Genomic DNA, 26,685 nt, shown 5'->3' on the forward strand with positions numbered 1-26,685 from the left:
TAGTGGCAATTTAATTTCTCTGACATAGACTGCGCTGTATGTCAGGGAGTTGACCGTATGAAGCAATTGAATGCACTGATGTTGGGTTTTACCTGCCTGTTGGGCGTGGCGCCGTTGGCCATGGCTGAAGATCCCTTGCTGGATCAGCCGCCGGCGACTGCCGCCAGTGCCACCAGCGAAGCGCGCGGTGTGCTGCGGGCCCGCGACCAGGCGATGCTGGCCAGTGAGTTGTCGGGGCGCATCGTCGAACTGCCGTTCAGCGAAGGCGAGTCGTTCAAGAAGGGTGACACCCTGGCGCGCTTCGATTGTTCGGCCTACCAGGCCCAACTGAACGCCGCCCAGGCCGCCAGCCGTGGCGCCGGTGAAGAACTGGCGCACAACAAACAACTGGCCTCGCTCAATTCCGTCGGGCGTTTCGAAGTGGCGCGGGCCGAGGCCAAGCTCACCGAGACCCAGGCCCAGTCCCAGGTCTATCAGGTGCAGATCAAGCGTTGCAGCGTGCTGGCGCCGTATGACGGCCAGGTGGTGCAGCGCAAGGTCCAGCGTTATGAAAGCGTGTCGGCGGGTGCGCCGCTGCTGGAAATCGTCGACAACCGCAGCCTGGAAATCCACCTGCTGGTGCCGTCGCGCTGGATGGGCAAACTCAAGCCCGGGCAGACCTTCAATTTCACCCCCGACGAAACCGGCCAGGCGTTCAGTGCCACGGTCAAACGCCTCGGCGCGCGCATCGATGAGGGCAGCCAGACGCTGCTGCTGGTCGCTACCCTGCCCAATGCCGCCGGTTTGATGGCGGGTATGAGCGGTACCGCCCACTTCGCGCAGCTGCAATGAACGCACCGATGGCGGGGAACACCGAGCGGGTGTTCGCGCAGTTTCTCGACCTCGAACGCCAGACCCGCGCCGCCCGCACCACTGAGCAGTTGGCCTACAGCCTGGTCAACGATGGGCAAGCGCTGTTCGGCTATCGCCACGCCGCGCTGTTGATCGCGGGCAAGGTGCAGGCGGTCACAGCGGTGAGCAGCGTCGACCCGAACGCGCCGTTCGTGGCGTTTGTCGAGCAGGCGGTGGCGCAGTTGCACAAGCTGGATCTCGGCCAGACCGCGCGCGTGGTGCCCGCCGAGCCATTGAGCGACGCGGTGCGCGCCGACTGGCAGAGCCTGTCGGCCGAACATGTGTTCTGGTTGCCGCTGATCAACCCCCAAGGCCAGGTATTTGGTGGCCTGTGGCTGGCGCGGGATACGCCGTGGAACCCGGCCGAGCAAGTCTTGCTGGCGCAGTTGGGCGACACCTACAGCCATGCCTGGCATGCGTTGCAACCGCGCCAGCCGTGGCGCCTGCGCCTGACCCGCAAACGTCAGGTGGCGGTGGTGCTCGGGTTGTTGCTGATGCTGCTGATCCCGGTGCGCCAATCGGTGCTGGCGCCTGCCGAAGTGGTGCCACTGGCCGGGCAAGTCGTCGCGGCGCCCTTGGACGGGGTGATTGCCGAGTTCCTGGTCAAACCCAACCAAAGCGTGAAAACCGGCGACCTGCTGCTGCGCTTCGAAAGCACCACCCTGACCGCCCAGGCGGACGTGGCGGCGCGGGCCCTGGGCGTGGCGGAAGCGGAGTTGAAGGCCAATTCCCAACGTGCGTTTGCCGATGCCGAATCCAGCTCGCGCATCGACCTGCTGGCCGCGCGCGTCGAGCAAAAACGCGCCGAACGCGATTACGCCCGCGAGCTGCTCAAACGCAGCGAGGTGCGTGCCGAGCGCGACGGCATCGCGGTGTTCGCCGACGCCGAGCGCTGGACCGGCAAACCCGTGCAAACCGGCGAGCGCCTGTTGCAGATCGCCGACCCCGCCCAGGCCGAGTTGCGCATCGAACTGGCGGTGGGCGATGCGATTGCCCTGGCGCCCAACGCGCAGGTCGCGCTGTTCCTCGACAGTGACCCGCTGCAACGCCACCTCGCCACCCTGCAACGTGCCGCGTACGAGGCGCAGCCTACGCCGGGCGGGCAATTGGCCTATCGCCTGGATGCGCAGTTCGATGACGCGCCGCCGCGCATCGGTCTGCGTGGCACCGCGAAGCTGTATGGCGACCGCGCGCCGCTGGCGCTGTACTTGCTGCGTCGACCGCTGGCGGGCCTGCGTCAAAGCGTGGGCCTGTGATGAGCCTGCCCAAGCTGCGTGACGACCTGCAACTGTCCAGCGCCGGCGCGGCATTGGACGGTTCGCCGCGCTGGACCCTCGCCGACCCGGTGCGTGGGCGCTATTTCAAGTTGGGCGCCACGGCTATCCGCCTGCTGCGGCATTGGTCCCTGGGCGATGCGGAAAAAGTCCTGCAAGCGGCCAACCGCGAGCCGGGCTTGCCCTTGGGGGACAGCGAGGTCAGCGAGCTGTTGAGCTTTCTGCGCGCCCATGACCTGATCGCTGCCCTCGACCCGGAACAACGCGCCAGCTACCTGTATAAAGCCGCCGCCCAAAAGCAGGGCCTGTGGCAGGTGCTGCTGCATCAATACCTGTTTTTCCGCATCCCGCTGTGGCGCCCGGACGCGTTTCTCAACCGCGCCTGGCCGTGGCTGGCACGCTTTGGCCCGGGCCTGTTGCGTTACGGTTTGCCGATGATCCTCGGCCTCGGGGTCTTTTTGGTGGCGCGCGATTGGCAGCGCTTCCTGGCGACCTTCCCGCACCTGTTCAGCCTCGGCGGCGCCCTGGCGTTTGGCGTGGCGCTGTTCTTCGCCAAGCTGTGCCATGAATTCGGCCATGCGTTCATGGCCAAGCGCGCCGGCTGTCGGGTGCAGAGCATGGGCGTGGCCTTCATGGTGCTGTTGCCGATGTTCTACACCGATGTCAGCGACGCCTGGCGCGTCAATGATCGCCGCGCGCGCCTGATGATCGGCGCCGGCGGGGTGATGGCCGAGCTGCTGCTGGCGTGCATCGCCTTGCTGGCCTGGTCGCTGCTGCCGGACGGACCGGCGCGCACGGCGGCGTTCATGCTGGCCAGCGCCACCTGGCTGACCACCCTGGCGATCAACCTCAACCCGTTCATGCGCTTCGATGGTTACTTTTTGATCAGCGATTTATGGGGCGTCGACAACCTGCAAGGCCGTGCTTTCGCACTGTGCCGCTGGCGTCTGCGGGAGCTGCTGTTTGGCTATGGCGAACCGGCGCCGGAACCGTGGTCGCCGACGATGCGGCGCCGCCTGTTGTGGTGGGGCTACCTGGCGTGGCTGTGGCGCGCGGCGCTGTTCCTCGGGATCGCGTTGGCGGTGTATCACCTGTTTTTCAAGCTGCTCGGGATCTTCCTGATGCTGGTGGAATTGGCATGGTTTATCTGCCTGCCGATCTACAAGGAGTGGCGTGAGTGGTGGAGCCGCCGCAGCCAGGCCCATACACCTCGGGTGTTGCTCAGCAGTCTCGGATTGGGGTTGATCGTGCTGGCGCTGGTGGTGCCGTGGCGCAGCGCGGTGGAGCTGCCGAGCATGCTTGAGGCCGGTCGCGTCAGCGCGTCTCATGCGCCGGTAGCGGCGCGGGTCAAGGCGCTGCGGGTGGTGGACGGGCAGGCGGTGACCCAGGGCCAGGTGCTGATCGAACTGGAGTCGCCGGACCTCGACGCGCGCCAGAGCATCGTGCGCCGCGAAGTCGAGATCCTGCAGTTGCAGATGCGCCGCCAGGCCGGGCGCAGCGAAACGGCGGCCGACGCCGGGATCAACGATCAGCGCCTGTCCCAGGCCCTGGCCGAATACCGTGGCCTCGCTGCCCAGCGCGAACGCCTGCTGTTGCGTGCGCCCCATGGGGGCACGGTACGCGATGTGCTGCCGCAATTGAGCGTGGGTCGCTGGCTGTCGCCCAAGGATGCGCTGGTGCGGGTGGTGGAAGAGGGCGCGCGCCTGCGCGGCTACCTGGCCGAGGCGCAGCTGTGGCGAGTCGGGCCTGGGGCGACCGGGCGGTTTATCGCCGATGACCCGATGCACGCCGCGATCCCGGTGCAACTGACCGACATCGACGCCAACGGCGTGGCTTATCTGGATCAGGAGGCGCTGACCTCCGACCATCACGGGCCGATTGCCGTGCGCCGCGACGAAAACCAGCGCCCGGCGCCGGTGCAGGCGCAGTATGGTGCGCGCCTCAAAAGCCTGGAGGCGATCGAGACACCCCGGCAACCGTTGCGCGGCGTGGTGCTGTTGCAAGGGCGCAGTGAGTCGGTGCTGGGCACGGCCTGGCGGCGGGCGGCGGCGTTGGGGGTTAGGGAAAGCGGGTTCTGACAAGGAGTGGCAGGCGATGATGAACAACAATGGCGGATTGGCGCAGGGCTTGGCGATGCGCCCGTCACGGGCCAGCGATGGGCCGTTTTTGCACAAGCTCTACCATTCGGCGCGCGCGGATTTGCAGTGGATCGACGGCGAGCAAGAGGTCGTTGAAGAGGTCATCGCCCAGCAGTTCCAGGTGCAGGAGCGGGGCATGGATCAGCAGTTTCCAGGCGCCTTGCATTACGTGGTGGAAAAGCTCGGCACGCCTATCGGTGCCTTGAGTGCCGACTTCGGTGCCAATGAAATCCGCGTGCTGTACCTGGCGTTCATCCCTGCCGCACGTGGCCAGGGTTTCGGCCGGGCGGTGCTGCACAGCGTGCAGCAGGCCGCCACCCAAGTGTGTTGCCCGGTGGCGACGGTGGTGTGGGCGAGCAACCCCCATGCGCGCCAGCATTACCTGGCGCTGGGGTTTCGTGTGGAAGAACAGACACCGGCCGCGCAACGGCTGGTGTGGTACCCGTCTCAGTTGAACACGATGCAGAAGTAACCGCGCTCGCCGTCGCGCCCCATGGCCGGCTCGCGGGACACGAACACGTGTTCCAGGCATACATCCGGCAAGGGCAGGCGGCACAAGCCGTCGACGAAATCCGTTGGCCCGAGGCTATTGAGCGACACACTGAAGCCCTCCCGTGCACTGCCCGGCAAGCTGGCCTCCGGCGCCGGGCGCAGCCCCTGGACCTGAATCTGCAACGCCGAGCCATCTGGCAGGTACAGCACACTGGGCTGAGCCAGCAGAGGACGAAAATGTTCCAGAGTGACTAGATTCAACATGCTTTGGCTCCTCGTAGTGAGCGGGCTTGCCCGCGCTGGGGGGCGAAGCCGCCCCAAATCCAGGCTCCTCGGTTTGTCTGATACACCGCGGCGGACCGATTGGGGCGGCTTCGCCGCCCAGCGCGGGGCGAGCCCGCTCACTACCAATGCGGGGTTGATTGGGGGCGGGTCAAGAGCGTGAAGGGTAGAGCCCGATCAGGGCAATGCTGAAGTTGATCGCCAGGTAAGGGTTCAGGGTGGCAAAGGCCTGGCTCTGGCCGGCAACTGCCGTGTCGCCGACCACCGTGGTGCTGACGCCCTTGAGCGGCACCGGGTTGGCGCCTTGTTGATCGGAATAGATCGTCGCGCTGCCGGGGCCTGAGCCGGAAGCACCGATATAGGCATTGGTCGGCGTAGGTACCGTCACCGAGTTGCTGACGACGCTAGTCAGTTGCACCGTGGTGCTGCCGGCGAGCGTGCCCGCGCCATGGGTGTGGGCGGGCAGGTTGCCGGCCAGCAGCGTGACGGACTCGGTGCCCGCAAAATCGCCGATAACCCGCGCCGACAAGCCTGTGCCTTGGCCCATGCCCATCGGCAAGCGGCTTTGCAGGTTCGGCAGTTGGAAGGTGGACTGGCCGTTGCCGCCGTAGAAGGTGCCGATCAACGCAAACAGTGCGGCGTTCTGTTGCACAGCCAAGACCTGGCCGTTGCATAACGCCCAGCCATTGGGGGCGTAGTTAAAGGCAAAAGACTGGATGGTGCCGATAAATACTTCCATGAGTCGCGAATCCTTGTGTGAGCTCTTAGGTATGGAGTGGCGCCAATCGATCCGGCGTCATCGCAGAGCGTAGACGCACTTTTGCGCAGCGCCTGGCCAATGCGAAACCGCGAGCGAAACCCAGGCTTATGCCCTAGAGTTGCGCCTGTTGGCGCATGCGCAATTTTTGCCGGGGAAACCGGCAGTGTCAGGGGATTTGAGGTGCGACGGTCTGTGGTCGAGCAAGACGAAAAAGTGGGTACATTTGCCGTGGCGCAGGCCTGGGAAGGCAGCGGCTGGCTGAGCCGGCTATGGTGGGTGCCGATCCTGGCGCTGGCCATGGCCGTGCGGTTCTATGGCCTGACGGCGGCGGCGATCTGGGGCGACGAAGGCTCAAGCCTGCTGCTCAGCGAATACGCCGTTGACGACCTGTGGTTTCACGCGGCCCATGATGTGCACCCGCCGCTGTACTTTTTCATGCTGCGCGGCTGGATCGAGGTGTTTGGCGACGGCATCTGGTCGATTCGCGGCATGAGTGCGATCCCCGGCGTACTCGCCGTAGGCCTGGGAATGTGGCTGATGCGGCTGCTGTCCACGCGTCGCGCTGCCTTGCTGGCGGGCGTGCTGCTGGCGCTGTTCCCCAGCGCCGTGCGCTATAGCCAGGAAGTGCGCATGTATTCGCTGTTGGCGGTGTGGCTGCTGGGGGCCACGCTGGCGCTGGTGTACTGGGTGCGCCAGCCCGCGCGCACGCGTTGCCTGGTGGCCTATGTGCTGCTGATGGCGGCCGCTTTTTATACCCATTACTTCACGGCGTTGTGTGTGCTGGTGCACTGGGCCTGGCTGGGCCTGTTGTACCGTTCCCAGGCGCCGGGCCAGCGCTTGCTCGCGCGTCCGGCATGGTGGTGGGCCAATGTGGCGATTGTCGTGTTGTACCTGCCTTGGCTGCCGAACCTGCTGGATCTGGTCCAGCATGTCGAGCAGCTCAAGGTCGGCGGCGATATTGGCTGGGAAGACCCGGTTACGCTGATCTCCGTGCCCTCGATGATTTGGCAGTTCGTACTGCAGGATGAAGGCCTCGGCTTCTGGGCGCCGCTGTTCTGGCTGTTCCCGCTAGCGCTGATGGCGGTGGTTGCGGTGACTGCCTGGAAAGACCGCGAAAACCTGCGGCCGGCGCGCCTGCTGGCGCTGTTTCTGCTGCTGCCGGTGCTGTTGGTGTATGGCGTGTCGTTTGTATCGCCTGTGTTTATCGAACGTTACCTGACGGTGTATGCCATCGGCTTGCCGCTGCTCATGGCCTTGGCCATCGATCGTCTGCCGAGCCGTCTGTCGTGGCTGGGGGCGGCGTTGTTTGTGGTGTTTGTCGGCGTTGAACTGCTGGGGTTGAAGAACAACGCCACGGTGGATGTGCATGACCAGTTCAACGTGCCGGTGGAGTTCGTCAATCGCAATTACCAGGACGACGACCGCATCGTACTCAGCGACATGATGTGGTACTTGAGTTACGTGTATTACGACCAGACCGACGCCCAGTTGCAGCTCTACACCCCGCCCAAGCCCGACGGCACCCCGACCCGGCCGAATGCCTATGGCTTCGGGACGCTGGTGGATCAGGACGGCGGACGCATTTACCTCGACCGTCTATCGGCTTTACCCGCCGAAACCCGCCGCGTCTGGCTGATCAGCAGCAATGAAATGCCCGACGATTTCGCGCCGATCCCCGACGGTTGGCGCCAGGTATTGCAGCAAGATGGCGGCGGGGCGAGGGCGCGGCTATTTGTGCTGTGTACGGGGCCTGTTTCTTTGCAGCCTGAGGCATGTCGTTAATTTCGAATCGGTATTAAATCGACTGCAAATAGTGGCATTTACCCACTAGTGGTTGTATCAATCCTGAGCTACGCTGCGCTGACAAAAGGAATTGTCTGACAAAAAGTGGTGAATGGATTGCTGTATCACTTTATTTCCGGATTGCCGCGCTCCGGCTCGACCCTACTCTCTGCCATCCTGCTGCAGAACCCGCGCTTTCATGCGGGCATGAGCAGCCCGGTAGGCACCCTGTTCAAGGGTGTGCTGGGGCAGTGCAGCGCCGGCAGCGAGTTTGGCTCGGTGATCGACGCCGACACCCGCCGCCGCCTGCTGCGCGGCCTGTTTGATTCCTATTACGCCGACAAAACCTCCACGCCGGTGGTGTTCGACACCAATCGCCAGTGGTGCGCGCGCATGCCGGCGCTGCATGACCTGTTTCCCCAAGCCAAAGTCATCGCCTGCGTGCGCAATGTCGCGTGGATCATGGACAGCCTGGAGCGCCTGTACCGCGCCAATCCCTTCGAAAACACCAAGCTGTTCAACGACGATGTCGAGCGCAATACCGTGTACAGCCGCGTCGAGACCCTGGCCCAGCGCAACCGCATGGTCGGGTATGCGTGGTCGGCGCTCAAAGAGGCGTACTACGGCGAACACGCCGACTCGATGCTGATCGTCGACTACGACCTGCTGGCCCAGGCCCCCGAGCGGGTCATGCGGCTGGTCTATGAATTTATCGGCGAGCCGTGGTTCGAGCATGACTTCGACAACCTCAGCTACGACGCCCCGGATTTCGACCAGGACCTGGGCGTGGCCGGCCTGCATCGGGTCAAGCCACGGGTGGCGCTGCAAGCGCGCCGCAGCCTGTTGCCGCCGGATCTGTTCGAGCAGTTCGCCCATATGGATTTCTGGCGTGACGGCAGCCTGAGCGCCGCCAATGTGATTCGCACCAAAGCCGACGCCGCGATCAGTTGATCACGGCTTTTTTATTTGCGGGTATCAGCATTCGACAAGCGGGTGAGCAGCATGTGGTGGAGCAAAGGTAAGGCACGGCAAACGACAACAGGCGCCCTCACTCAGGCGACGCCGATGATCATGTCCCTGGAACCACGCATGCTGTTCGACGGCGCGGTCGCCGCCACAGTGGCTGACGTGGCGCAGGCCGACAGTCACGCCACGGCTGCCGACGCGGCCGCCAAGGCGCCGACCACCGAGCACGCCGGTACCGGCAGCGAAACCCATGCGCAAACCGATGCGCCCGTGACCCCGGCCCCGGTCGCCGTACCGGGTGAAACCGTGGTGTTCGTCGACGCGCGGGTCAAGGACTCTGCCGAGCTGCTCAAAGGCGTCGCCCCCGGCACCCAGGTGGTGCAACTGGACGCGAGCAAGGACGGCCTGCAACAGATCGCCGATTACCTGGGCAGCCACCAGGGCGTCAGCTCGGTGCAGATCATCGCCCACGGCAACGCCGGGGACCTGTGGCTGGGCAACACCTATTTGTCGGCAGACAACGTCGCGGCCCGCAGCGAAGTGCTGGCGCAGATCGGCCAGGACATGAACGTTGGCGGCGACATCCTGATCTACGCCTGCAACACGGCGGCGGGCGACAAGGGCATCAACTTTGTCGACTCCCTGGCGCAGCTGACCGGGCGCGATATTGCCGCGTCCACCAACCGCACCGGCGCGGGCAGCGACTGGACCCTGGAAATCGCCACCGGCTCCATCGAGAGCCACACCGCGCTGTCCTACGGCAGCATGTCGGGGTATCAGTACAGCCTGGCGACGATCACGGTGCTCAATAACGGCGACAGTGGTGTCGGCAGCTTGCGTCAGGCCCTGAGCGACGCGGTATCGGGGGATACCGTGGCCTTCGGTGCCGACATGACGGTCAACCTCAACAGCCAGCTGATCATCACCAAGAACCTCACCATCGACGGTGATCGCAACAACGATGGCGTGGCAGACGTGACCATCAGCGGGCAGTACAAAACCCAGGTGTTGAGGGTCAACTCCGGCGTCACCGCGACCCTGGATGGGCTGATCATCACCAAGGGCCTGGCCGCCGGCAACGGCGCTGCGGCGGGGACCGACGGAACGGCGGCCATGGGCGGCGGCATTGTCAACTACGGTAACCTGACCTTGACCAATGTCACGGTGACCAGCAACGCAGCCTCGGGCGGCGGTGGCGGTGGCGGGGTTACTGCGCCTTATGTCGGTGGCGCGGTCGGTGGTGGCGGTGGCGGTGGCGGCGCGCTCGGCGGGCAAGCCGGTGGTCACGGTGGTACTTCCGGCTTTGGTACAGGCGTGTATGGCGGCACTTCCGGCAGTGCCAACACCGGCGGCAACGGCGGCGGCTATAACCCCAACTACATGGGCGGCAGGGGCGGCAGCAGCACCGGCGGCGCGGGCGGCGTGGGCGCGGCCGACTACAGCAGTGGCGGCGCCGGTGGTACGGCAAACAATGGCACGATTTCCATTGGCGGCGGTGGCGGCGGCTCCGGTTGGGACAAACCTGGCCGGGCGGGCGCCTCGGCCAGCGGCGGTATCTACAACGGCAGCACCGGCACACTGACCGTTGTCGGCACGTCGGTGATTACCAACAACATCGCTGCCGGCGGCGGCGGTGGTGGCGGTGGTGGCCTGGGTGGCTCCGCCGATTCGGGCGGCGCGGCCGGCAAAGGCGTCGGCGCGATCTGGAACAAAGGCACGCTGTTGATGACGGCTGCCAACTTTGCGGCCATGAGCGGCAACGTCGGTGGCAGCGGCTCCGGTGGCCCTGCGTTGGGCGGCGGTTCCACGGGCGCCTCCGTAGCGGCCGTGAACAACATCTTCAATGACGGCGGCACGGTAAACACGGCTTATTCCCCGGGGCCAACTGCGACCATCGTGATGGCGGATACCGCGTTGAAAATCGGCGATACCTCGCTGGTCACCATCACGTTCAGCCGTGCGGTGAGCGGTCTCACCAACGCCGACCTGACGATCGCCAACGGCACCTTGACCGCTGTGAACAGCCTCGATGGCGGCATCACCTGGACCGCGACGTTCACGCCGACCAGCAACATCACCGATGCGACCAACCTGATCACCCTCGATAACACAGGGGTGGTCGCGATCAACGACGGCTTGGCCGGCGCGGGCACCACCAACTCGGCCAATTACGCGATCGACACCGTGCGGCCAACCGCGACCATTGTGGTCGCCGACACCGCGTTGAGAATCGGCGAATCCTCACTGGTGACCATCACCTTCAGCGAGGCGGTGACCAGCTTCAGCAACGCCGACCTGACGATCGCCAACGGCACCCTGACCGCTGTGAACAGCTTTGATGGCGGCATCACCTGGACCGCGACGTTCACGCCGACCAGCAGCATCACCGACGCCACCAACCTGATCACCCTGGACAACACTGGCATCGCCGACCTGGCGGGCAACGCCGGCAGTGGCACCACGGATTCCAACAACTACGCCATCGACACGGTGCGGCCGACCGCTTCCATCGTGGTCGCGAACACTGCCCTGAGCATCGGTCAAACCAGCTCGGTGACCATCACCTTCAGCGAGGCGGTGTCCGGCTTTACCACCGCCGACCTGGCGGTAGCCAATGGCATTGTCTCGTCGCTCAGCAGCAGCGACGGCGGCGTCACCTGGACCGCCACATTCACCCCCAGCAGCAACGTCAATGACACCACCAACCTGATCACCTTGAACAACACCGGCGTCAGCGACTTGGCAGGCAACACGGGCAGCGGCACCACTGATTCCAATAACTACGTCATTGACACCCAGCGCCCAACCGCGACGATCATCGTGGCGGACAGCAGCCTGAAAATCGGCGAAACCTCGCTGGTGACCATCACCTTCAGCGAAGCGGTGACCGGCTTCAGCAACGCCGACCTGACGATCGCCAACGGCACCCTGACCGCTGTGAACAGCTTTGATGGCGGCATCACCTGGACCGCGACGTTCACGCCGACCAGCAGCATCACCGACTCTACCAACCTGATCACCCTGGACAACACCGGCATTGCCGACCAGGCCGGCAACGCCGGCAGCGGCATCACGGATTCCAATAACTACGCCATTGATACCGTGCGGCCCACCGCGACGGTGGTGGTGGCCGACAGCGCGTTGAAAATCGGTGAAACCTCGCAGGTCACTATCACGTTCAGCGAGGCCGTCACCGGTTTCACCAACGCCGACCTGACCATCGCCAATGGCACCCTGAGCGCGGTCAGCAGCAGCGACGGCGGTATCACCTGGATCGCGACCTTCACACCCAGCGCGAGCATCACCGACACCACCAACCTGATCACCCTGGACAACACGGGCATTGCCGACCAGGCTGGCAACGCCGGCAGCGGCACCACCGACTCCAACAATTACGCCATCGACACCCAGCGTCCGACCGCGACCATCGTAGTGGCCGACCCGGTGCTGAACGCCGGTGAAACCTCGCTGGTGACCATCACCTTCAGCGAAGCCGTTACCGGTTTCACCAACGCCGACCTGACGGTTGCCAATGGCACCCTCACGGCCGTCACCAGCGTCGATGGCGGTATCACCTGGACCGCCACCTTCACCCCGACCGCGGGTATCAACGACGCCACCAACCTGATCAGCCTGAACAATACGGGGGTGAGCGATCTGGCCGGTAACTCGGGCTCGGGCGTCACCAACTCGGCCAACTACAGCATCGACACCGTGGCGCCTATGGCGACCATCGTCGTGGCAAACCCGAGCCTGAATGTGGGCGCAAGCTCACTGGTGACCATCACCTTCAGTGAAGCGGTCACCGGGTTTACCAACGCCGACCTGACCGTCGCCAACGGCACCCTGAGCGCCGTGAACAGCGTCGACGGCGGCATCACCTGGACCGCGACGTTCACCCCTTCGAGCAATGTGACGGACGCCACCAACCTGATCACCCTGGACAACACGGGGGTGCAGGCGGCGACTTCGGGGAACGTCGGCAGCGGCAGTACGGATTCCAACAACTACGCCGTCGATACCCAGCGGCCCACCGCCACGGTGGTGGTCAACGACAACGCGCTGGGGATTGGCGGCACGTCGTTGGTCACGATCACGTTCAGCGAGGCCGTCACTGGCTTCAGTTTGGCTGACATGACGGTCGACAACGGCGCGCTGTCGAATCTGTCGACCAGCGACAACATCACCTGGACCGCGACGCTGACGGCGGTGGCAGGCATCACCCAGGGCAACAACCATGTGGTCCTCGACAACACCGGCGTGGCCGACACCGCCGGCAACGCCGGTTCCGGCACCACCACGTCGAACGCCTATGCGGTCGACAGCCAGCGCCCGACCGCGACCATCGTGGTCGCCGATTCGGCCCTGAGCGCGGGTGAAACCTCGCTGGTGACCATCACCTTCAGCGAGGCGGTTACCGGTTTCACCAACGCTGACTTGAGCGTGCCCAATGGCACCCTGAGCGCCGTGAGCAGCAGCGACGGCGGTATCACCTGGACCGCGACCTTTACACCGACCGCGGGTGTCCACGACACCACCAACCTGATCAGCCTGAACAATACGGGCGTGAGCGACCTGGCCGGCAACGCCGGCACGGGCACCACCAACTCGGGTAACTTCACCATCGACACCGTGCGCCCAACCGCAACGATCGTCGTGGCCGACAGTAGCCTGAAAATCGGCGATACCTCGCTGGTGACCATCACCTTCAGCGAAGCGGTCACCGGCTTTACCAACGCCGACCTGACCATCGCCAACGGCACCTTGAGCAACGTGGCCAGCTTCGATGGCGGCATCACCTGGACCGCGACCTTCACGCCGACCACCAACATCACCGACGCCACCAACCTCATCACCCTGGACAATACCGGTGTCGCCAACGCCTCCGGCAACGCCGGCAGCGGCACCACCGACTCGAACAATTACGCGATGGATACCGCGCGTCCGACGGCCACCATCGTGGTCTCGGAGACGACACTGAACATCGGTCAAACTTCGCTGGTGACCATCACCTTCAGCGAAGCGGTCACCGGGTTTACCAACGCCGACCTGACCATTGCCAATGGCACCTTGAGCTCGGTGAGCAGCAGCGACGGCGGTATCACCTGGACCGCGACCTTGACCCCGCTCGCCAGCATCACCGACACCAGCAACGTGATCAGCCTGGACAACACCGGCGTCAACGACCTGGCGGGCAACGCTGGCAGCGGCACCACGGATTCGAGCAACTACGCCATCGACACCCAGCGCCCGACGGCAACCATCGTGGTCTCCGACGCGAGCTTGAGCGCCGGCGAAACCTCGGCGGTGACCATTACGTTCAGCGAGGCGGTCAGCGGTTTCACCAATGCCGACCTGAGCGTCCCCAATGGCATCCTGAGCAGCGTGAGCAGCAGCGACGGCGGTATCACCTGGACGGCCACCTTCACGCCGGACGTGGGTATCCGCGACACCACCAACCTGATCACCCTGAACAATACGGGGGTGAGCGACCTGGCCGGCAACGCTGGCGCGGGCACCACCAACTCGGCCAACTTCAGCATCGACACCGTGTTGCCGACAGCCACCATCGTGGTGGCGAACCCTGCGTTGAGCATCGGTGAAACCTCGCTGGTGACCATCACGTTCAGCGAAGCCGTCAGCGGTTTCACCAACGCCGACCTGACCATCGCCAACGGCACCCTGAGCGCCGTGACCAGCGGTGACGGCGGCATCACCTGGACTGCGACCTTCACCCCGACCAGCAGCATCACCGACGCCACCAACCTGATCACCCTGGACAACAGCAGCGTGGCCAACGCCTCCGGCAACGCCGGCAGCGGCAGCACCGACTCGAACAATTACGCGATTGATACCGTGCGTCCTACCGCGACCATCGTGGTGGCGGATACGGCCCTCAGCGTCGGTCAGACCTCGCAGGTGACCATCACCTTCAGCGAGGCGGTGAGCGGTTTCACCAATGCCGACCTGACCATCGCCAATGGCACCTTGAGCGCGGTGAGCAGCAGCGACGGCGGTATCACCTGGACAGCCACCTTTACCCCGGCGGCCGGCATCACCGACACCACCAACCTGATCATCCTGGACAACACCGGCGTCGCCGACCTGGCGGGCAACGCCGGCTCCGGCACCACCGATTCCAACAACTACAGCGTCGACAGCCAGCGGCCGACAGCCACGATTGTCATGAGCGACAGCGACCTGCGTCCGGGCGAAACCTCGTTGGTGACCATCACCTTCAGCGAGGCCGTCACCGGCTTCGACAACAGCGACCTGAGCGTGGCCAATGGCAGCCTGAGCAACGTCAGCAGCAGCGACGGCGGCATCACCTGGACGGCAACGTTCACGCCGACCCTGAGTGTGACCGACGCCACCAACCTGATCGTGCTGAACAATACCGGCATCGCCGACCTGGCGGGCAACAGCGGCACCGGCACCACCAACTCCGCCAACTATGCGGTGAACACCGAGGTGCCGACGGCAACCATCGTGGTGGCCGACACGCAACTGAAGGCGGGTGAAACCTCCCAGGTGACCATCACCTTCAGCCAGGCCGTCAGTGGCTTTACCAATGCCGACCTGACCCTTGCCAACGGCAGCCTGAGTGCGGTGAGCAGCAGCGATGGCGGCGTCACCTGGACCGCGACGTTCACGCCGACCAGCAATATCACCGACACCAGCAACCTCATCGTGCTGGACAACAGCGGCGTGGCGAATGCCTCGGGCAACAGCGGCGTCGGCACCACCGCCTCCAACAACTACAGCATCGATACCCAGCGGCCGACCGCGACCATCACCGTGGCCGACGCCGTCCTCGGCATCGGGCAAACCACCACGGTCACCGTAACCTTCAGCGAAGCGGTCAGCGGTTTTGATTTGTCGGATCTGAGCGTGGCCAATGGCACGTTGTCCAACCTCGTTTCCAACGATGGCGGCAAGACCTGGACTGCCACCTTGACGCCGACCGTCGCGATTACCGACCCGACCAACCTGGTGGTGCTGGATGCCAGCCTGGTGAACGACGCAGCGGGCAACGCCGGTGCGGGCATCGCCATTTCCAACAACTATGCGCTCGACGCCGACCGGCCAACCGCGACGATCTCCGTGGCCAACCCGAACCTGACCGTCGGCCAGACCACCACCGTGACGTTCACCTTCAGTGAAAAAGTCAGTGGTTTTGACCTGGATGACTTGAGCGTGGCCAACGGCACCTTGTCCAACCTCGCCACCAGCGATGGCGGCAAGACCTGGACCGCCACCCTGACGCCGACGGCCAACCTCTTTGATCCGAGCAACTTCATCACCCTCGACACCAGCCTGGTGACGGATGCGGCGGGCAATGCCGGCAGCGGCTTCAGCAACTCCGGCAACTACGCGATCAACACCGTCGCGCTGACCGGCGACCCGCTGTTCCGTGTCACCGGCCCGACGGCGCCACCGGGGGCGCCGGACGCGCCGCTGCAACCGATCATCTTTGGCCTGCCCAGCGGCAACCTGGGCTCGCCGATTGGTTTCCCGGCGCTGTTCGAGCAGCGTGATTCGGGCGGCGGCTTGCCGCCGATCGGCAACATCTTTATCCGCAACAACGCTCTGGCGCCAAGCTATATCGCCCAGGTGTTCAGCACGGACGGCGGCAATGCGGCGGGTGCCTCCGGGTTCCTCGGGTTTGGCGGTGGCGATGGCGGGGTGTTTGGCTCAAGCACGTTATCGGGCCTGTTCAACCGCGAAACCCAGGGTGACGACGGTGGCTTCAAGGCCTTCGACAGCAAATCGATCCAAGGCTCGGGCGGCACGTTGGGGGCGCCGACCCTGGGTCAACAATTGCAGCAGATCAACGACGTACAACAACGCCAGGTGATTGATCTGGCGCACGCACTGCAACAGGTCGGCATCAACGGAATGCAGGCTTGAACACACTTAATTCAAGGCGCGGGAACAGGGGCAGTCCAAGGATGAATAAAAGTCATAAGTTGTTCGGCGCCAGCTTGCTGGCGCTGGCGATCAGCGGTTGTGCGGTCACCAGCAAGCCGATTGAACGCAGCGTCAGCGAGCAGCGCGCTCGCAGCGACCTGCAGGGCATGTACAAGGATCAGGAACCGCTGAGCGGCCCGTTGACCCTGCACCAGGCCATGGCCCGCGCGGTGAAGTACAACCTCGAAGGCCGTTTGAAGGTGATGGAAGAGGCGTTGGCCAAGCGTCAATCCGACCTCTCCAGCTTTGACATGCTGCCGCGCATGGCGCTGTCGGCCGGTTATGCCGGGCGCAACAACACCAACGCCTCCAGCAGCCAGAGTGTGCGTACCGGCACCCAGTCCCTGGAACCGTCCACCTCCCAGGACCGCGACCGTCGCGTGGCGGACCTGACCATGGTGTGGAACGTGCTCGACTTTGGCGTCAGCTACATCAGCGCCAAGCAGCAAGGCGACCAACGCCTGATCATCCAGGAACGCCGCCGCAAGGTGATCAACACCATCGTCCAAGACGTGCGCTCGGCCTACTGGCGCGCCGTGGCGGCCGAACGTTTGCTCGGCCAGATCGACAGCCTGATGGCCCGCGTCGACCAGGCCCAGAGCAACAGCCAAAGCATGAGCGAGCAACGCATCGGCGACCCGGTGCAAGCCCTCGGCTACCAGCGTTCACTGATCGAGGCCACGCGCCAATTGCAGGAGCAGCGCCGCGCGTTGTCCCTGGCCAAGACCGAGCTGGCGACCTTGATCAACCTACCCATGGGCACCGAGCTCAAGCTGGCCACGCCGGACGACTACAGCGTGCCGCAACTGAAGGTCAACCTCGCCAGCCTGGAACAGGAAGCCCTGGCCAACCGTCCTGAGCTGCGCGAGCAGGACTACCAGACCCGCATCAGCGCCGCCGAAACCCGCAAAGCCATGCTGCGCCTGCTGCCGGGCCTGGAATTCAGCGCCGGCGGGCATTACGACAGCAACTCGTTCCTGGTGGACAACCGCTGGGCCGACTACGGTGCCAAGGTCACCTGGAACCTGTTCAACGTGATCTCGGCCCCGGCCGCCATCGACGTGGCCAAGGCCGGCGAAGAAGTCGCCACCGCCCGCCGCCAGGCGATGTCCATCGCGGTGCTGGCGCAGATCTACGTGGCCAACGCCAACTACCAGGACGCCGTGCGTCAGTTCAAGACCAACGAGCAACTGGCGAATATCGACGGGCAGATCCTCACCCAGCTGCGCAACCGTCACCAAGCTGCTGGCCTCGGCGAGCTCGACCTGATCCAGGGCGAACTCAACACCCTGCAAGCCGACCTGCGCCGCGACCTGGCCTACGCCGACCTGCGCAACGCCTACGGCCAGATCTTCGCCAGCGCCGGTCTCGACCCGCTGCCCGAGCAACTGGACTCCGACCGCGTGCAGAGCATCGCCACCGCCCTGGCCGGTCGCGAGTCGGCGTGGGCGGCGGGCAACATCGCCGCGCCGGTGGCGTCTGCCGTGGTCAAGTAATCGGCGGGTGCTGACGGCGAGTCGCACTCGCCGTCAGCGTATCGGTGCGTCGAGCGGTCGTGGCAGGGCGTTCATCTGGGCTAGACTCGGGTGACTCATCTTCTTAGGAATCTGTCATGGAATCGCCTGTGCATAGCTTGTCGTCGTTGTTCAAGCAGTTGGGACTGCCGGATGACGCGCAGAGTATCGATAAATTCTTGGTGGTTCATTCGCCGCTCAAACCCGAGCTGGAACTGGCCGATGCGTTTTTCTGGACGCCCAGCCAGAGCGCGTTTTTGCGTGAGGAGAAACGCAAGGATGCGGACTGGGCGGAGTTGGTGGATGAGTTGGACGTGTTGTTGAGGAAGGGGCGGGGGGTGTAAAAAACTGCGCGAAAACCACAAAAGTTGAAAAAAACTGATGAGGCTTGAAAAAAACGGGGCTTTAATCGCGCAAGTGAACTTTTTCTGAGGTTGCGCGATGTCTCGGGTTAGTCATTGCCTCGCTGTCCCCCAAAGCGTTGCACCTGCCGCAGACGCTGTACTCGACCCTAGCCTGTTCGCCTTCGCCGCCTGCCGCGCTTGCTGATCCACCAAATCCTCTGCCACTACGGCGCCCTGGAAAACGGCCTGCTGCTGCCGGTTTCCGTTGCGATGAAACACGAAGAACAGGCCTGCCTGGAGGCGCTCAAGACGTTCTTCCAACCGCCCCGGGACTTGTGGAACGTCACCTGGCTGGACGGCGAGCAAATGGTCTTCGACTTCAGCGGCCACCCTACGGTCTACCGTTACTGGGACGCGACCCGCTGCGTCGAATATGGTCCACCGCGCGCTAGAGGTAGAGCTGCGTGAAGAAATCGAGTTTCTCGATCGTTGTGACCGTGTGATCAAGGCCGTGAATCTGCGCTTTGACGTGCGTGGCAGCGATCTGTCGAAGCTGGTGATGATGTGCCTGGACAATGACGGCAAGGTATCCAGGCATCGCAGGAAACAGTTTCAGTACAGCGTGGGGGAGGAGGTGTTTGGATTTATCGAGGAGGAGGTGGGGCGGGCTTTGCACGAGATTGCTGAAGTTACTTTTTTGTTCTTTCTGGTTCTTGACTGACGGCATTGGGGAAATCCTGTCCTCATTTTTCCGCTCATCCGCAAAAGTGTTTCAAAACTTGACGGCCTTCCGTTCATCCACCATATTGATAGTTAGCAAACTAACTGTATGCGAACTATCCAGTGCCTCAATCCCTCGAACAACTTCACATGAACCTCAGCAGCAGCATGGTGGTGGGCGCCCGTAACTGGCGCAAAATCTGCCAGACCACGCTGGTGAGCTACGGTATTTCCGAAGCCTGCGCGGTGCCGCTGTTGATGATCGGCCGCCTGGGCGACGGTGTGCATCAGGTAACAGTCGCCCAGGCTTCGGGGATGGAAAGCCCGTCGCTGGTGCGCCTGCTCGACCAGTTGTGCAACGGCGGCTACGTGTGCCGCACCGAAGACATTCACGACCGCCGCGCCAAGGCCCTGAGCCTCACCGAGCGTGGCCGTGAGCTGGTGCAGGCGGTGGAAGTGCAACTGGTGCGCCTGCGCAAGGAAGTCCTGGCGGACATCGCCCCCGACGATATGGCAGCCGCCTTGCGCGTGCTGCGGGCCTTCGAGGCGGCGAGCCTTTGAACGGATTCTTTACCGGTTTCCCGCCGGCCCGCGACTGGTTCTACGGTGTGCGCACCTTCGCCGCCTCGATGATCGCGCTGTACATCGCCATGCTCATGCAGATGCCGCGCCCCTATTGGGCGATGGCCACCGTGTACATCGTCTCCAGCCCGTTTGTCGGCCCCACCAGTTCCAAGGCGTTGTACCGCGCCATTGGCACCCTGATGGGCGCGGCGGCGGCGGTGTTTTTTGTGCCGATGTTCGTGCAGTCGCCCTATGTGCTGGTGGTGGTGATTGCCTTGTGGACCGGCATCTTGCTGTTCCTCTCCATGCACCTGCGCACCGCCAACAACTATGCGCTGATGCTGGCCGGCTACACCTTGCCGCTGATCGCCCTGCCGGTGGTGGATAACCCGTTGGCCGTGTGGGACGTGGCCGAAGCGCGCACCGAAGAAATCTTCCTTGGCATCGCCGTCGCCGCTGTGGTCGGCGCGATGTTCTGGCCACGCCGCCTGGCGCCGGTGTTCGATGGCTCGGTGAGCAAATGGTTTGCCGACGCCCAGGTCTACAGCCAACGCTTTCTGACACGCAACGTCACGCCAGAAGAAGTCAGCAGCCTGCGCGGCGGCATGGTCGCCACCTTCAACACCCTGGAGCTGATGATCGGCCAGTTGCCCCATGAAGGCGCGCGGCCGCAGACGGTGCGCAACACCAAGGAACTGCGCGGCCGCATGATTCACCTGCTGCCCGTGGTGGAAGAACTCGACGACGCGCTCTACGCCGTCGAACAGCGTGCGCCGCAGTACCTCGAGCAACTGACGCCGCTGTTGGAGGCCTCCAACCAGTGGCTGCAAAGCAGCGCAGAAAACCCCACGCTGGACAGCTGGCGCGCCCTGCGCGACCAACTCGAAGCCCTGCTACCCAGCGGCGAAGCGCTGGACGAACGCCACACGCTGCTGTTCTCCAACGCCCTCTACCGTCTCGGCGAATGGATCGACCTGTGGCAAGACTGCCGCAGCCTGCAAGCTGCCATCGCCTGCGAAAGCCAGGTTACCTGGCGCGCCGTCTACCGCCACTGGCGCCTCGGTCGCCTGACCCCGTTCCTCGACCGTGGCCTGATGTTTTACTCGGCGTTTTCCACCGTCACCGCGATCATCGTCGCCTCGGTATTGTGGATTCTCTTGGGCTGGACCGACGGCGGCAGCGCGGTGATCCTCGCCGCCGTGGCGTGCAGCTTTTTCGCCTCGATGGACGACCCCGCGCCGCAGATCTACCGATTCTTTTTCTGGACCGCGATGTCGGTGCTCTTCGCCAGCCTTTATCTGTTTTTGGTGCTGCCTAACCTGCACGATTTTCCGATGCTGGTGCTGGCGTTCGCGTTGCCGTTCATCTGCATCGGCACGCTCACCGTGCAGCCGCGTTTCTACCTGGGCATGCTGCTGACGCTGGTCAACACCTCGTCGTTCATCAGCATCCAGGGGGCGTATGACGCGGACTTTCTCAACTTCGCCAACGTCAACCTGGCCGGGCCCGTAGGCTTGTTGTTCGCCTTTGTGTGGACCCTGATCGCGCGACCCTTCGGTGCCGAACTGGCGGCCAAGCGCCTGACCCGTTTCAGCTGGCACGACATTGTCGGCATGACTGAACCGGCGACCCTCAACGAACACCGTCACCTCGCCGCGCAAATGCTCGACCGCCTGATGCAGCACCTGCCGCGCCTGGCGATCATCGGCCAGGACACCGGCATCGCCCTGCGTGACCTGCGCGTGGCGCTGAACCTGCTCGACCTGCTGGCCTACTCGCCGCGCATCCTTGGCGTGCCACGGGTGCTGCTCAACCAGGTGGTCGAAGGTGTCGGCGGTTACTTCAAGGCCTGCCTCAAGGCCGGTGAACGCTTGCCCGCGCCGAGCGGTCTGCTGATGACCCTCGACCGCACGCGTCGTGCGCTCAACGGCCAGGGCCTGCAAGACGAAGACGATACCCGCGTGCACCTGCTGCACGCACTGGCCGGCCTGCGCCTGGCGTTGTTGCCCGGTGTGGAGTTCATTGGCGGCGCCGAGATGCAAGCGCCGCTACCCGATGGAGCGCCTTTATGATCGGTGATCTGGATATCAGCGGGGTGTTCCTGCCCACGCTGCTGGTGCTGATGGGCATTACGTACGTGTTGTTTCTGGTGGTACACGGGTTGTTGACCCGTCTCCACTTCTACCGCCTGGTCTGGCACCGGGCATTGTTCAACGTGGGGCTCTACGCGCTGTTGCTGGGCGCGGTGGACTCACTCAGTCGATACCTGATGACATGAAAAAACCGTTTTTGACCATCGGCCGTGTAGTCCTCACGTTGTTGATCGTGACCTTTGCGGTCGTCGTGGTGTGGCGCATGGTCATGTACTACATGTTTGCGCCGTGGACCCGCGACGGGCACATCCGCGCCGACATCGTGCAGATCGCCCCGGACGTGTCCGGGCTGATCCAACAAGTCGAGGTGCGTGACAACCAGCTGGTGACCAAGGGCCAGGTGCTCTTCGCCGTCGACCAGGATCGCTTCAAGCTGGCCCTGCGCCAAGCCCAGGCCGCCGTCGCCGACCGCCAGGAAACCCTGGCCCAGGCCAACCGCGAATACAAACGCAACCGTGGCCTGGGCAACCTGGTGCCGAGCGAGCAACTGGAAGAAAGCCAGTCCCGCGTTGCCCGTGCCCAATCGGCGCTGGCTGAAGCGCAGGTGACGGTGGACGCCGCCCAGCTCAACCTCGACCGCTCGGTGATCCGCAGCCCGGTGGACGGCTACGTCAACGACCGTGCGCCGCGCAGCCAGGAGTTCGTTACCGCCGGGCGTCCGGTGTTGTCGGTGGTGGACAGCAATTCGTTCCACATCGACGGTTACTTCGAAGAAACCAAGCTCGACGGTATCCACGTCGGCATGGGCGTGGACATTCGGGTGGTCGGCGACAACGCCCGTTTGCACGGGCATGTGCAGAGCATCGTCGCCGGTATCGAGGACCGTGACCGCAGCAGCGGCGCCAACCTGTTGCCCAACGTCAACCCGGCGTTCAGCTGGGTGCGCCTGGCCCAGCGGATTCCAGTGCGCATCGCGTTTGACGAGGTGCCGGCAGACTTCCGCATGATTGCCGGACGCACGGCCACGGTGTCGATCATTGGAGACAAGCCATGAAGCAACGGCTGGCCATTACTGCGCTGGGGTTGTTGCTGTCGGCCTGCCAGGCGGTGGGCCCGGATTACAAACTGCCGGATGCAGCGGCGGTGAAGCGCGGCGATCTGCAAGGGCAGCTCGCGGGCGAGGGCCACAATGTGGTGTCGGCGCCGGTGCCGGCCGACTGGTGGAAACTGTACAACGACGCGCGCCTGGACGAACTGGTGCGCCAGGCCATGGCCTCCAACACCGATCTGCGCGTGGCCGCCGCCAACCTGCAGCGTTCGCGGTATCAGGTGCAGCAGGCGGAATCCGCCGGTGGCTGGAATGCCGGGGTGAAGGCCGAGGCCCAGCGCTTGCAGGAATCCGGCGAGGCGTTCTTGCTGGCAGACAAAGTGCCGGTGGCGAACATCGGCAGTGTCGGCATCAGCACGTCGTACCAGTTCGACCTGTGGGGCACCTTGCAGCGCGGGATCGAAAGCGCCCAGGCCAGCGCTGATGCCGCCCAGGCCGCCGCCGATATTGCGCGCATCACCCTGGTGGCGGATGTGGTGCGTTCCTACACCCAGGTCTGCGCGGCCAACGAAGAACTGGCGATTGCCAACGAGTCCCTGCAACTGCAAGCCCAGAGCACCACCCTGACCCAGCGCCTGCGCGACGCCGGGCGCGGCGATGAAACCCAGGTGACCCGCTCGCAAACCCAATACAAATCCTTGCGCGCCGACATGCCGCGCTACGAAGCGGCGCGCCAGGCCGGTCTGTTCCGTCTGTCGATGCTGCTGGCCAAGCCGGTGGATCAATTGCCAGCGGGCACCGGCAGCTGTGCCGAGCTGCCGCACATCGCCCAGTTACTGCCGGTGGGCGACGGCGCCGCGCTGCTCAAGCGGCGTCCCGATGTGCGCCAGGCCGAACGCCAGTTGGCGGCAGCGACGGCGCGTATCGGCGTGGCCACCGGCGCGCTGTACCCGGACATCAGCATCGGCGCCACGGTCGGCACCGTCGGCATTCTGGAAAACCTCGGCACTGCACCGACCAACCGCTGGGGGTTCGGCCCGCTGATCAGTTGGACCGTGCCGACCAACGGCGCCCGCGCACGCATCCACGAAGCCGAAGCCGCGACCCAGGGCGCCCTGGCGCATTTCGACGGGGTGGTGCTCAACGCCATCCGCGAAACCCAGACGGGCCTGGCGCAATACACCGCGCAGTTGCAGCGTCGCGACGCCTTGAACGAAGCCGGCGAGTCGGCCAAGGAAGCGGCGGACCAGACGCACCGCTTCTTCCAGGCCGGCCGCGCGTCGTTCCTCGCCGACCTGCAAGCCACCCGCACCTACACCGATGTACGGGCGCAACTGGCGGCGGCGAACACCCAGGTTGCCATGAGCCAGATCGATCTGTTCCTGGCCTTGGGCGGCGGTTGGGAAAGCGGACGAACGCAAGCGGCGCAAGCCAGCAAACCCTGAGCGAATAGCTATGCTTTGTCAGGTGAACGCCGTGGCTTTTCAGGCAACGGCGCTCACCTGACACTGCTCGCGTTTGCTCATGGGGATTCCAATAATGAAAAACCCTTATGCTCCCGCTTTCTGGTGCGTGTTCTTCGCACTGGTGTTGTTATCGGCTGCCTACTTCTATGGCGTCATGCTCGCCCATCAAATCGACAAGGCCATGGTGTTCCTCGACAGCGCCTGCCTGGTGATCGGTACCTTATCCATCGGCGTGGTGGCCTGGGCGTCCTACCAGAACCATCGGATCAAACGTCGGCTGCTCGAACAGGGCAAGACCCGCGTGGCGATCTGGGACACCAAGGTCGCCCTGCGCCGCGTCGAAACCGTATTCGACCGCTATTTCTGGGGCAGCTACTGGCAGCCTGGGCGCACCTTCCAGGAAGTCATGGGTGAACTCACTGGCACGCCCCTGGAAAAAAGCCTCGAAGCCCTGAAAAAACAGTGCGTGGCCCTGGATCAGCAAGTCGCCGACGGTAGGCATTGGCTGAATAATGCGCGGGAATTGTCCGACGTCGCCGCGCAAATGGCGCGGGAGCGCTACCAACTGGACTTCTGCGACCCCAAGGCCGACACCCCCGGCAATGCGGTGATCCACCGCGAGTTTGAGGTGCTGGTGTACACCTGGACGGCGCGGTTGAAGAGTTTTGATCACCAGCTCGATGAGATCGACTCGGAATACTCGTGAACCATCTGCTGGCCTGACCCCTCTGAAAAGCTGGGCCGTTCGCGGCCGCCAGTGCTAATCTTCCCCCGCTTTTGGCGGGCTTGAGCCAACCCTTTCAGGGTTCAAGGAAGACAGCCCACTTCTCACAGGATTTGATCAGGTCACTTCATGAATAAGCCAGCCGTAGTTCTTTTGGGTTTTGTTGTCGCCGTTGGCGTCGTCAGTGCAGGCGGTGCCTGGTACACCGGCAAGCAGTTGGAGCCGGTGCTGCAAACGGCGGTGCAGGACGCCAACAAGGAACTGCAACGTTCCATGGCCGGCGTCGACGGGCGTCTGGACCTGGAGCTGGTCTCCCTCGACCGTGGCCTGTTCAGCAGTACCGCGCACTATCGCCTCAAGGCCCAGGGCTCGTTCTTCGGTGAGCAGAACCCGAACCCGGAACTGCTCTTCGTCGACCACATCGAACACGGCCCGCTGCCGTTCTCGCGTCTGGTGTCGCTGAAGTGGCTGCCGGTCATGGCCACCAGTCACTACGCGCTGGAAAAGAACGCCACCACCGAAAAATGGTTCGCCGCCGCCAAAGACGTGTCGCCGCTCAAGGGCGTGGCCAATATCGGCTACAGCCGTTCGGTCAGCGGTAATCTCGAATTGCTGCCACTGGAGTACAAGGACGACACGTCCAGTGCCAGCTTCTCCGGTCTGAACCTGGACTTCGACAGCAGCGCCGAAGGCAAGAAGGTCAAGGTCGACGGCTTCATGAACAGCCTCAAGCTGAACGCCGTCGATGGCAACGGCACGCCCTTCGCCGCCGACCTGTCCGGCCTGACCGTGGCCAGCAACCTGGAAAAATCCACCTTCGGCTTCTACACCGGGCAGAACACCGTTGAACTGACCGACACCAAGCTGACCTTCGGCCCGCAACAAACCGTGCTGACCCTCAAGGGCTTCGAGCAGAAAGACACCAGCGACGTCAAAGACAACAACATGGCTGGCCGCGTCGACTACAAGATCGACGCGATCGGCTTCCAGGGCAAACCGGTCGGCTCCGCCGCCATGGCCGTGAGCGTGAAGAACATCGACGTGCCGTCGGGCCTGCTGCTGACCAAGCTCTATCAGGACAAGATGCAGCCGGTGCAAGCCGCCGCCGCTGCCGGGCAACCGGTGCCGGAACTGCAACTGACCGAAGCCGAGCAGACCCTGGCCGAAGCCAACGTCAACCAACTGCTGGCCGCCAAGCCGCAAGTGGCGCTGGAAAACCTGTCGCTGAAAACCGCCCACGGCGAAAGCAAGTTCAACCTGGTCCTGGACCTGGCCAAGCCTGCGTCCATGGAGCTGCCACCTGTTGAACTGGGCAAGCAGATCATTGCGCTGCTGGATGCCAACCTGACCCTGTCCAAGCCCATGATCGCCGATATCGCCGCCCTGCAAGCCCAGGCCGGTGGCGTGACCGATCCGAAAGCCGTCGAGCAGCAAGCGCAGATGGCTTCTGAAATGGTCAGCGGCATGGCCGTCGGCACCCAACTGGCGACCCTGGTCGGCAATGACGTGGTGTCCCAGCTGCACTACGCCAACAACGAAGTGACCTTCAACGGCCAGAAGATGAGCGTTGAGCAATTCATTGGTTTCGTGTTGGCCAAAGCCGGTGCGGTGAGCGGCGCGCAGTAAAAATTTCGCCATCACCCGCAAATAAATAAT

General features: G+C 63.9%; 18 protein-coding genes and 1 pseudogene. 17 read left to right on the top strand and 2 right to left on the bottom strand.

Translation table 11 applies throughout. The annotated features are described in order from the left end of the window. Nucleotides 1-120 precede the first annotated feature (120 nt). From PSH81_RS00720 to PSH81_RS00735, 4 genes are read left to right on the top strand one after another with little or no spacing between them, the layout of a single operon-like run. On the top strand, nt 121-831 hold the full coding sequence (locus PSH81_RS00720; protein WP_370694899.1) for an efflux RND transporter periplasmic adaptor subunit: 711 nt from the start codon (nt 121-123) through the stop codon (nt 829-831). Then, nucleotides 828-2,147 carry an efflux RND transporter periplasmic adaptor subunit gene (locus PSH81_RS00725; RefSeq protein ID WP_305391832.1) on the top strand — a complete coding sequence of 440 codons (1,320 nt, stop codon included), beginning with the start codon at nt 828-830 and terminating at the stop codon, nt 2,145-2,147. Before PSH81_RS00720 ends, PSH81_RS00725 begins: the two co-directional genes overlap by 4 nt. Continuing rightward, nucleotides 2,147-4,243, top strand: coding sequence for a biotin/lipoyl-binding protein (locus tag PSH81_RS00730; protein ID WP_226456616.1), 2,097 nt, complete (start codon nt 2,147-2,149; stop codon nt 4,241-4,243). Before PSH81_RS00725 ends, PSH81_RS00730 begins: the two co-directional genes overlap by 1 nt. 16 nt (nt 4,244-4,259) lie before the next feature. Further along, a complete protein-coding gene (locus PSH81_RS00735; protein ID WP_192298562.1) occupies nt 4,260-4,775 on the top strand; it encodes a GNAT family N-acetyltransferase in 516 nt (171 codons plus the stop codon). Here PSH81_RS00735 and PSH81_RS00740 read toward each other — a convergent pair. Then, nucleotides 4,751-5,059, bottom strand: a complete 309-nt coding sequence (locus PSH81_RS00740) for a hypothetical protein (protein ID WP_305391833.1) — start codon at nt 5,057-5,059, stop codon at nt 4,751-4,753. The two genes, PSH81_RS00735 and PSH81_RS00740, sit on opposite strands and share 25 nt — an antisense overlap. A 169-nt stretch (nt 5,060-5,228) precedes the next feature. Beyond that, entirely contained in the window at nt 5,229-5,816 is a 588-nt protein-coding gene (locus PSH81_RS00745; RefSeq protein ID WP_305391834.1) for a phage tail protein, read from the bottom strand. A gap of 201 nt (nt 5,817-6,017) precedes the next feature. On the opposite strand from PSH81_RS00745, the gene PSH81_RS00750 reads away from it, so the two are divergent. From PSH81_RS00750 to PSH81_RS00810, 13 genes and pseudogenes are all read left to right on the top strand, one after another. After that, the gene (locus tag PSH81_RS00750; protein WP_226456619.1) at nt 6,018-7,619 is read left to right on the top strand and encodes a glycosyltransferase family 39 protein; all 1,602 of its coding nucleotides are present in this window, start codon (nt 6,018-6,020) and stop codon (nt 7,617-7,619) included. A 117-nt stretch (nt 7,620-7,736) separates the two neighbouring features. Further along, nucleotides 7,737-8,570 carry a sulfotransferase gene (locus tag PSH81_RS00755; protein WP_370694900.1) on the top strand — a complete coding sequence of 278 codons (834 nt, stop codon included), beginning with the start codon at nt 7,737-7,739 and terminating at the stop codon, nt 8,568-8,570. Nucleotides 8,571-8,621: 51 nt separating this feature from the next. Further along, on the top strand, nt 8,622-16,496 hold the full coding sequence (locus PSH81_RS00760) for an Ig-like domain-containing protein (protein ID WP_370694876.1): 7,875 nt from the start codon (nt 8,622-8,624) through the stop codon (nt 16,494-16,496). Between the two features lie 41 nt (nt 16,497-16,537). Beyond that, nucleotides 16,538-18,052, top strand: a complete 1,515-nt coding sequence (locus PSH81_RS00765) for a TolC family protein (protein ID WP_305391836.1) — start codon at nt 16,538-16,540, stop codon at nt 18,050-18,052. A 116-nt stretch (nt 18,053-18,168) separates the two neighbouring features. Then, nucleotides 18,169-18,414, top strand: a complete 246-nt coding sequence (locus PSH81_RS00770; RefSeq protein WP_192298555.1) for a DUF2789 domain-containing protein — start codon at nt 18,169-18,171, stop codon at nt 18,412-18,414. 186 nt (nt 18,415-18,600) lie between these two features. Continuing rightward, nucleotides 18,601-19,135: pseudogene (locus tag PSH81_RS00775) on the top strand (cell filamentation protein Fic); the annotation flags it as partial. A gap of 149 nt (nt 19,136-19,284) precedes the next feature. Next, a complete protein-coding gene (locus PSH81_RS00780; RefSeq protein WP_192298554.1) occupies nt 19,285-19,695 on the top strand; it encodes a MarR family winged helix-turn-helix transcriptional regulator in 411 nt (136 codons plus the stop codon). Continuing rightward, complete coding sequence (locus tag PSH81_RS00785; protein ID WP_305391837.1) at nt 19,692-21,770, top strand: FUSC family protein; 2,079 nt, start codon at nt 19,692-19,694, stop codon at nt 21,768-21,770. Before PSH81_RS00780 ends, PSH81_RS00785 begins: the two co-directional genes overlap by 4 nt. Then, nucleotides 21,767-21,976 (top strand): DUF1656 domain-containing protein, encoded by a 210-nt coding sequence (locus PSH81_RS00790; RefSeq protein ID WP_010214247.1) that lies wholly within the window; start codon nt 21,767-21,769, stop codon nt 21,974-21,976. The genes PSH81_RS00785 and PSH81_RS00790 overlap by 4 nt, the downstream gene beginning before the upstream one ends. Then, nucleotides 21,973-22,845, top strand: a complete 873-nt coding sequence (locus PSH81_RS00795) for an efflux RND transporter periplasmic adaptor subunit (protein ID WP_192298552.1) — start codon at nt 21,973-21,975, stop codon at nt 22,843-22,845. The genes PSH81_RS00790 and PSH81_RS00795 overlap by 4 nt, the downstream gene beginning before the upstream one ends. Further along, on the top strand, nt 22,842-24,284 hold the full coding sequence (locus PSH81_RS00800) for an efflux transporter outer membrane subunit (RefSeq protein WP_226456622.1): 1,443 nt from the start codon (nt 22,842-22,844) through the stop codon (nt 24,282-24,284). The genes PSH81_RS00795 and PSH81_RS00800 overlap by 4 nt, the downstream gene beginning before the upstream one ends. A gap of 94 nt (nt 24,285-24,378) precedes the next feature. Continuing rightward, nucleotides 24,379-25,011, top strand: coding sequence for an NADH:ubiquinone oxidoreductase subunit N (locus PSH81_RS00805; RefSeq protein WP_192298550.1), 633 nt, complete (start codon nt 24,379-24,381; stop codon nt 25,009-25,011). Between the two features lie 147 nt (nt 25,012-25,158). Beyond that, complete coding sequence (locus PSH81_RS00810; protein WP_226456624.1) at nt 25,159-26,655, top strand: YdgA family protein; 1,497 nt, start codon at nt 25,159-25,161, stop codon at nt 26,653-26,655. Nucleotides 26,656-26,685 lie beyond the last annotated feature (30 nt).

The organism is Pseudomonas sp. FP2335, assembly GCF_030687535.1.
Taxonomy (GTDB): domain Bacteria; phylum Pseudomonadota; class Gammaproteobacteria; order Pseudomonadales; family Pseudomonadaceae; genus Aquipseudomonas.

Coding starts and splice junctions, on each gene's coding strand:
- PSH81_RS00725 (WP_305391832.1), top strand. CDS start 828: ATGAACGCACCGATGGCGGGGAACACCGAGCGGGTGTTCGCGCAGTTT.
- PSH81_RS00740 (WP_305391833.1), bottom strand. CDS start 5,059: ATGTTGAATCTAGTCACTCTGGAACATTTTCGTCCTCTGCTGGCTCAG.
- PSH81_RS00760 (WP_370694876.1), top strand. CDS start 8,622: ATGTGGTGGAGCAAAGGTAAGGCACGGCAAACGACAACAGGCGCCCTC.
- PSH81_RS00765 (WP_305391836.1), top strand. CDS start 16,538: ATGAATAAAAGTCATAAGTTGTTCGGCGCCAGCTTGCTGGCGCTGGCG.
- PSH81_RS00800 (WP_226456622.1), top strand. CDS start 22,842: ATGAAGCAACGGCTGGCCATTACTGCGCTGGGGTTGTTGCTGTCGGCC.
- PSH81_RS00795 (WP_192298552.1), top strand. CDS start 21,973: ATGAAAAAACCGTTTTTGACCATCGGCCGTGTAGTCCTCACGTTGTTG.
- PSH81_RS00735 (WP_192298562.1), top strand. CDS start 4,260: ATGATGAACAACAATGGCGGATTGGCGCAGGGCTTGGCGATGCGCCCG.
- PSH81_RS00810 (WP_226456624.1), top strand. CDS start 25,159: ATGAATAAGCCAGCCGTAGTTCTTTTGGGTTTTGTTGTCGCCGTTGGC.
- PSH81_RS00730 (WP_226456616.1), top strand. CDS start 2,147: ATGAGCCTGCCCAAGCTGCGTGACGACCTGCAACTGTCCAGCGCCGGC.
- PSH81_RS00780 (WP_192298554.1), top strand. CDS start 19,285: ATGAACCTCAGCAGCAGCATGGTGGTGGGCGCCCGTAACTGGCGCAAA.
- PSH81_RS00720 (WP_370694899.1), top strand. CDS start 121: ATGGCTGAAGATCCCTTGCTGGATCAGCCGCCGGCGACTGCCGCCAGT.
- PSH81_RS00805 (WP_192298550.1), top strand. CDS start 24,379: ATGAAAAACCCTTATGCTCCCGCTTTCTGGTGCGTGTTCTTCGCACTG.
- PSH81_RS00770 (WP_192298555.1), top strand. CDS start 18,169: ATGGAATCGCCTGTGCATAGCTTGTCGTCGTTGTTCAAGCAGTTGGGA.
- PSH81_RS00790 (WP_010214247.1), top strand. CDS start 21,767: ATGATCGGTGATCTGGATATCAGCGGGGTGTTCCTGCCCACGCTGCTG.
- PSH81_RS00745 (WP_305391834.1), bottom strand. CDS start 5,816: ATGGAAGTATTTATCGGCACCATCCAGTCTTTTGCCTTTAACTACGCC.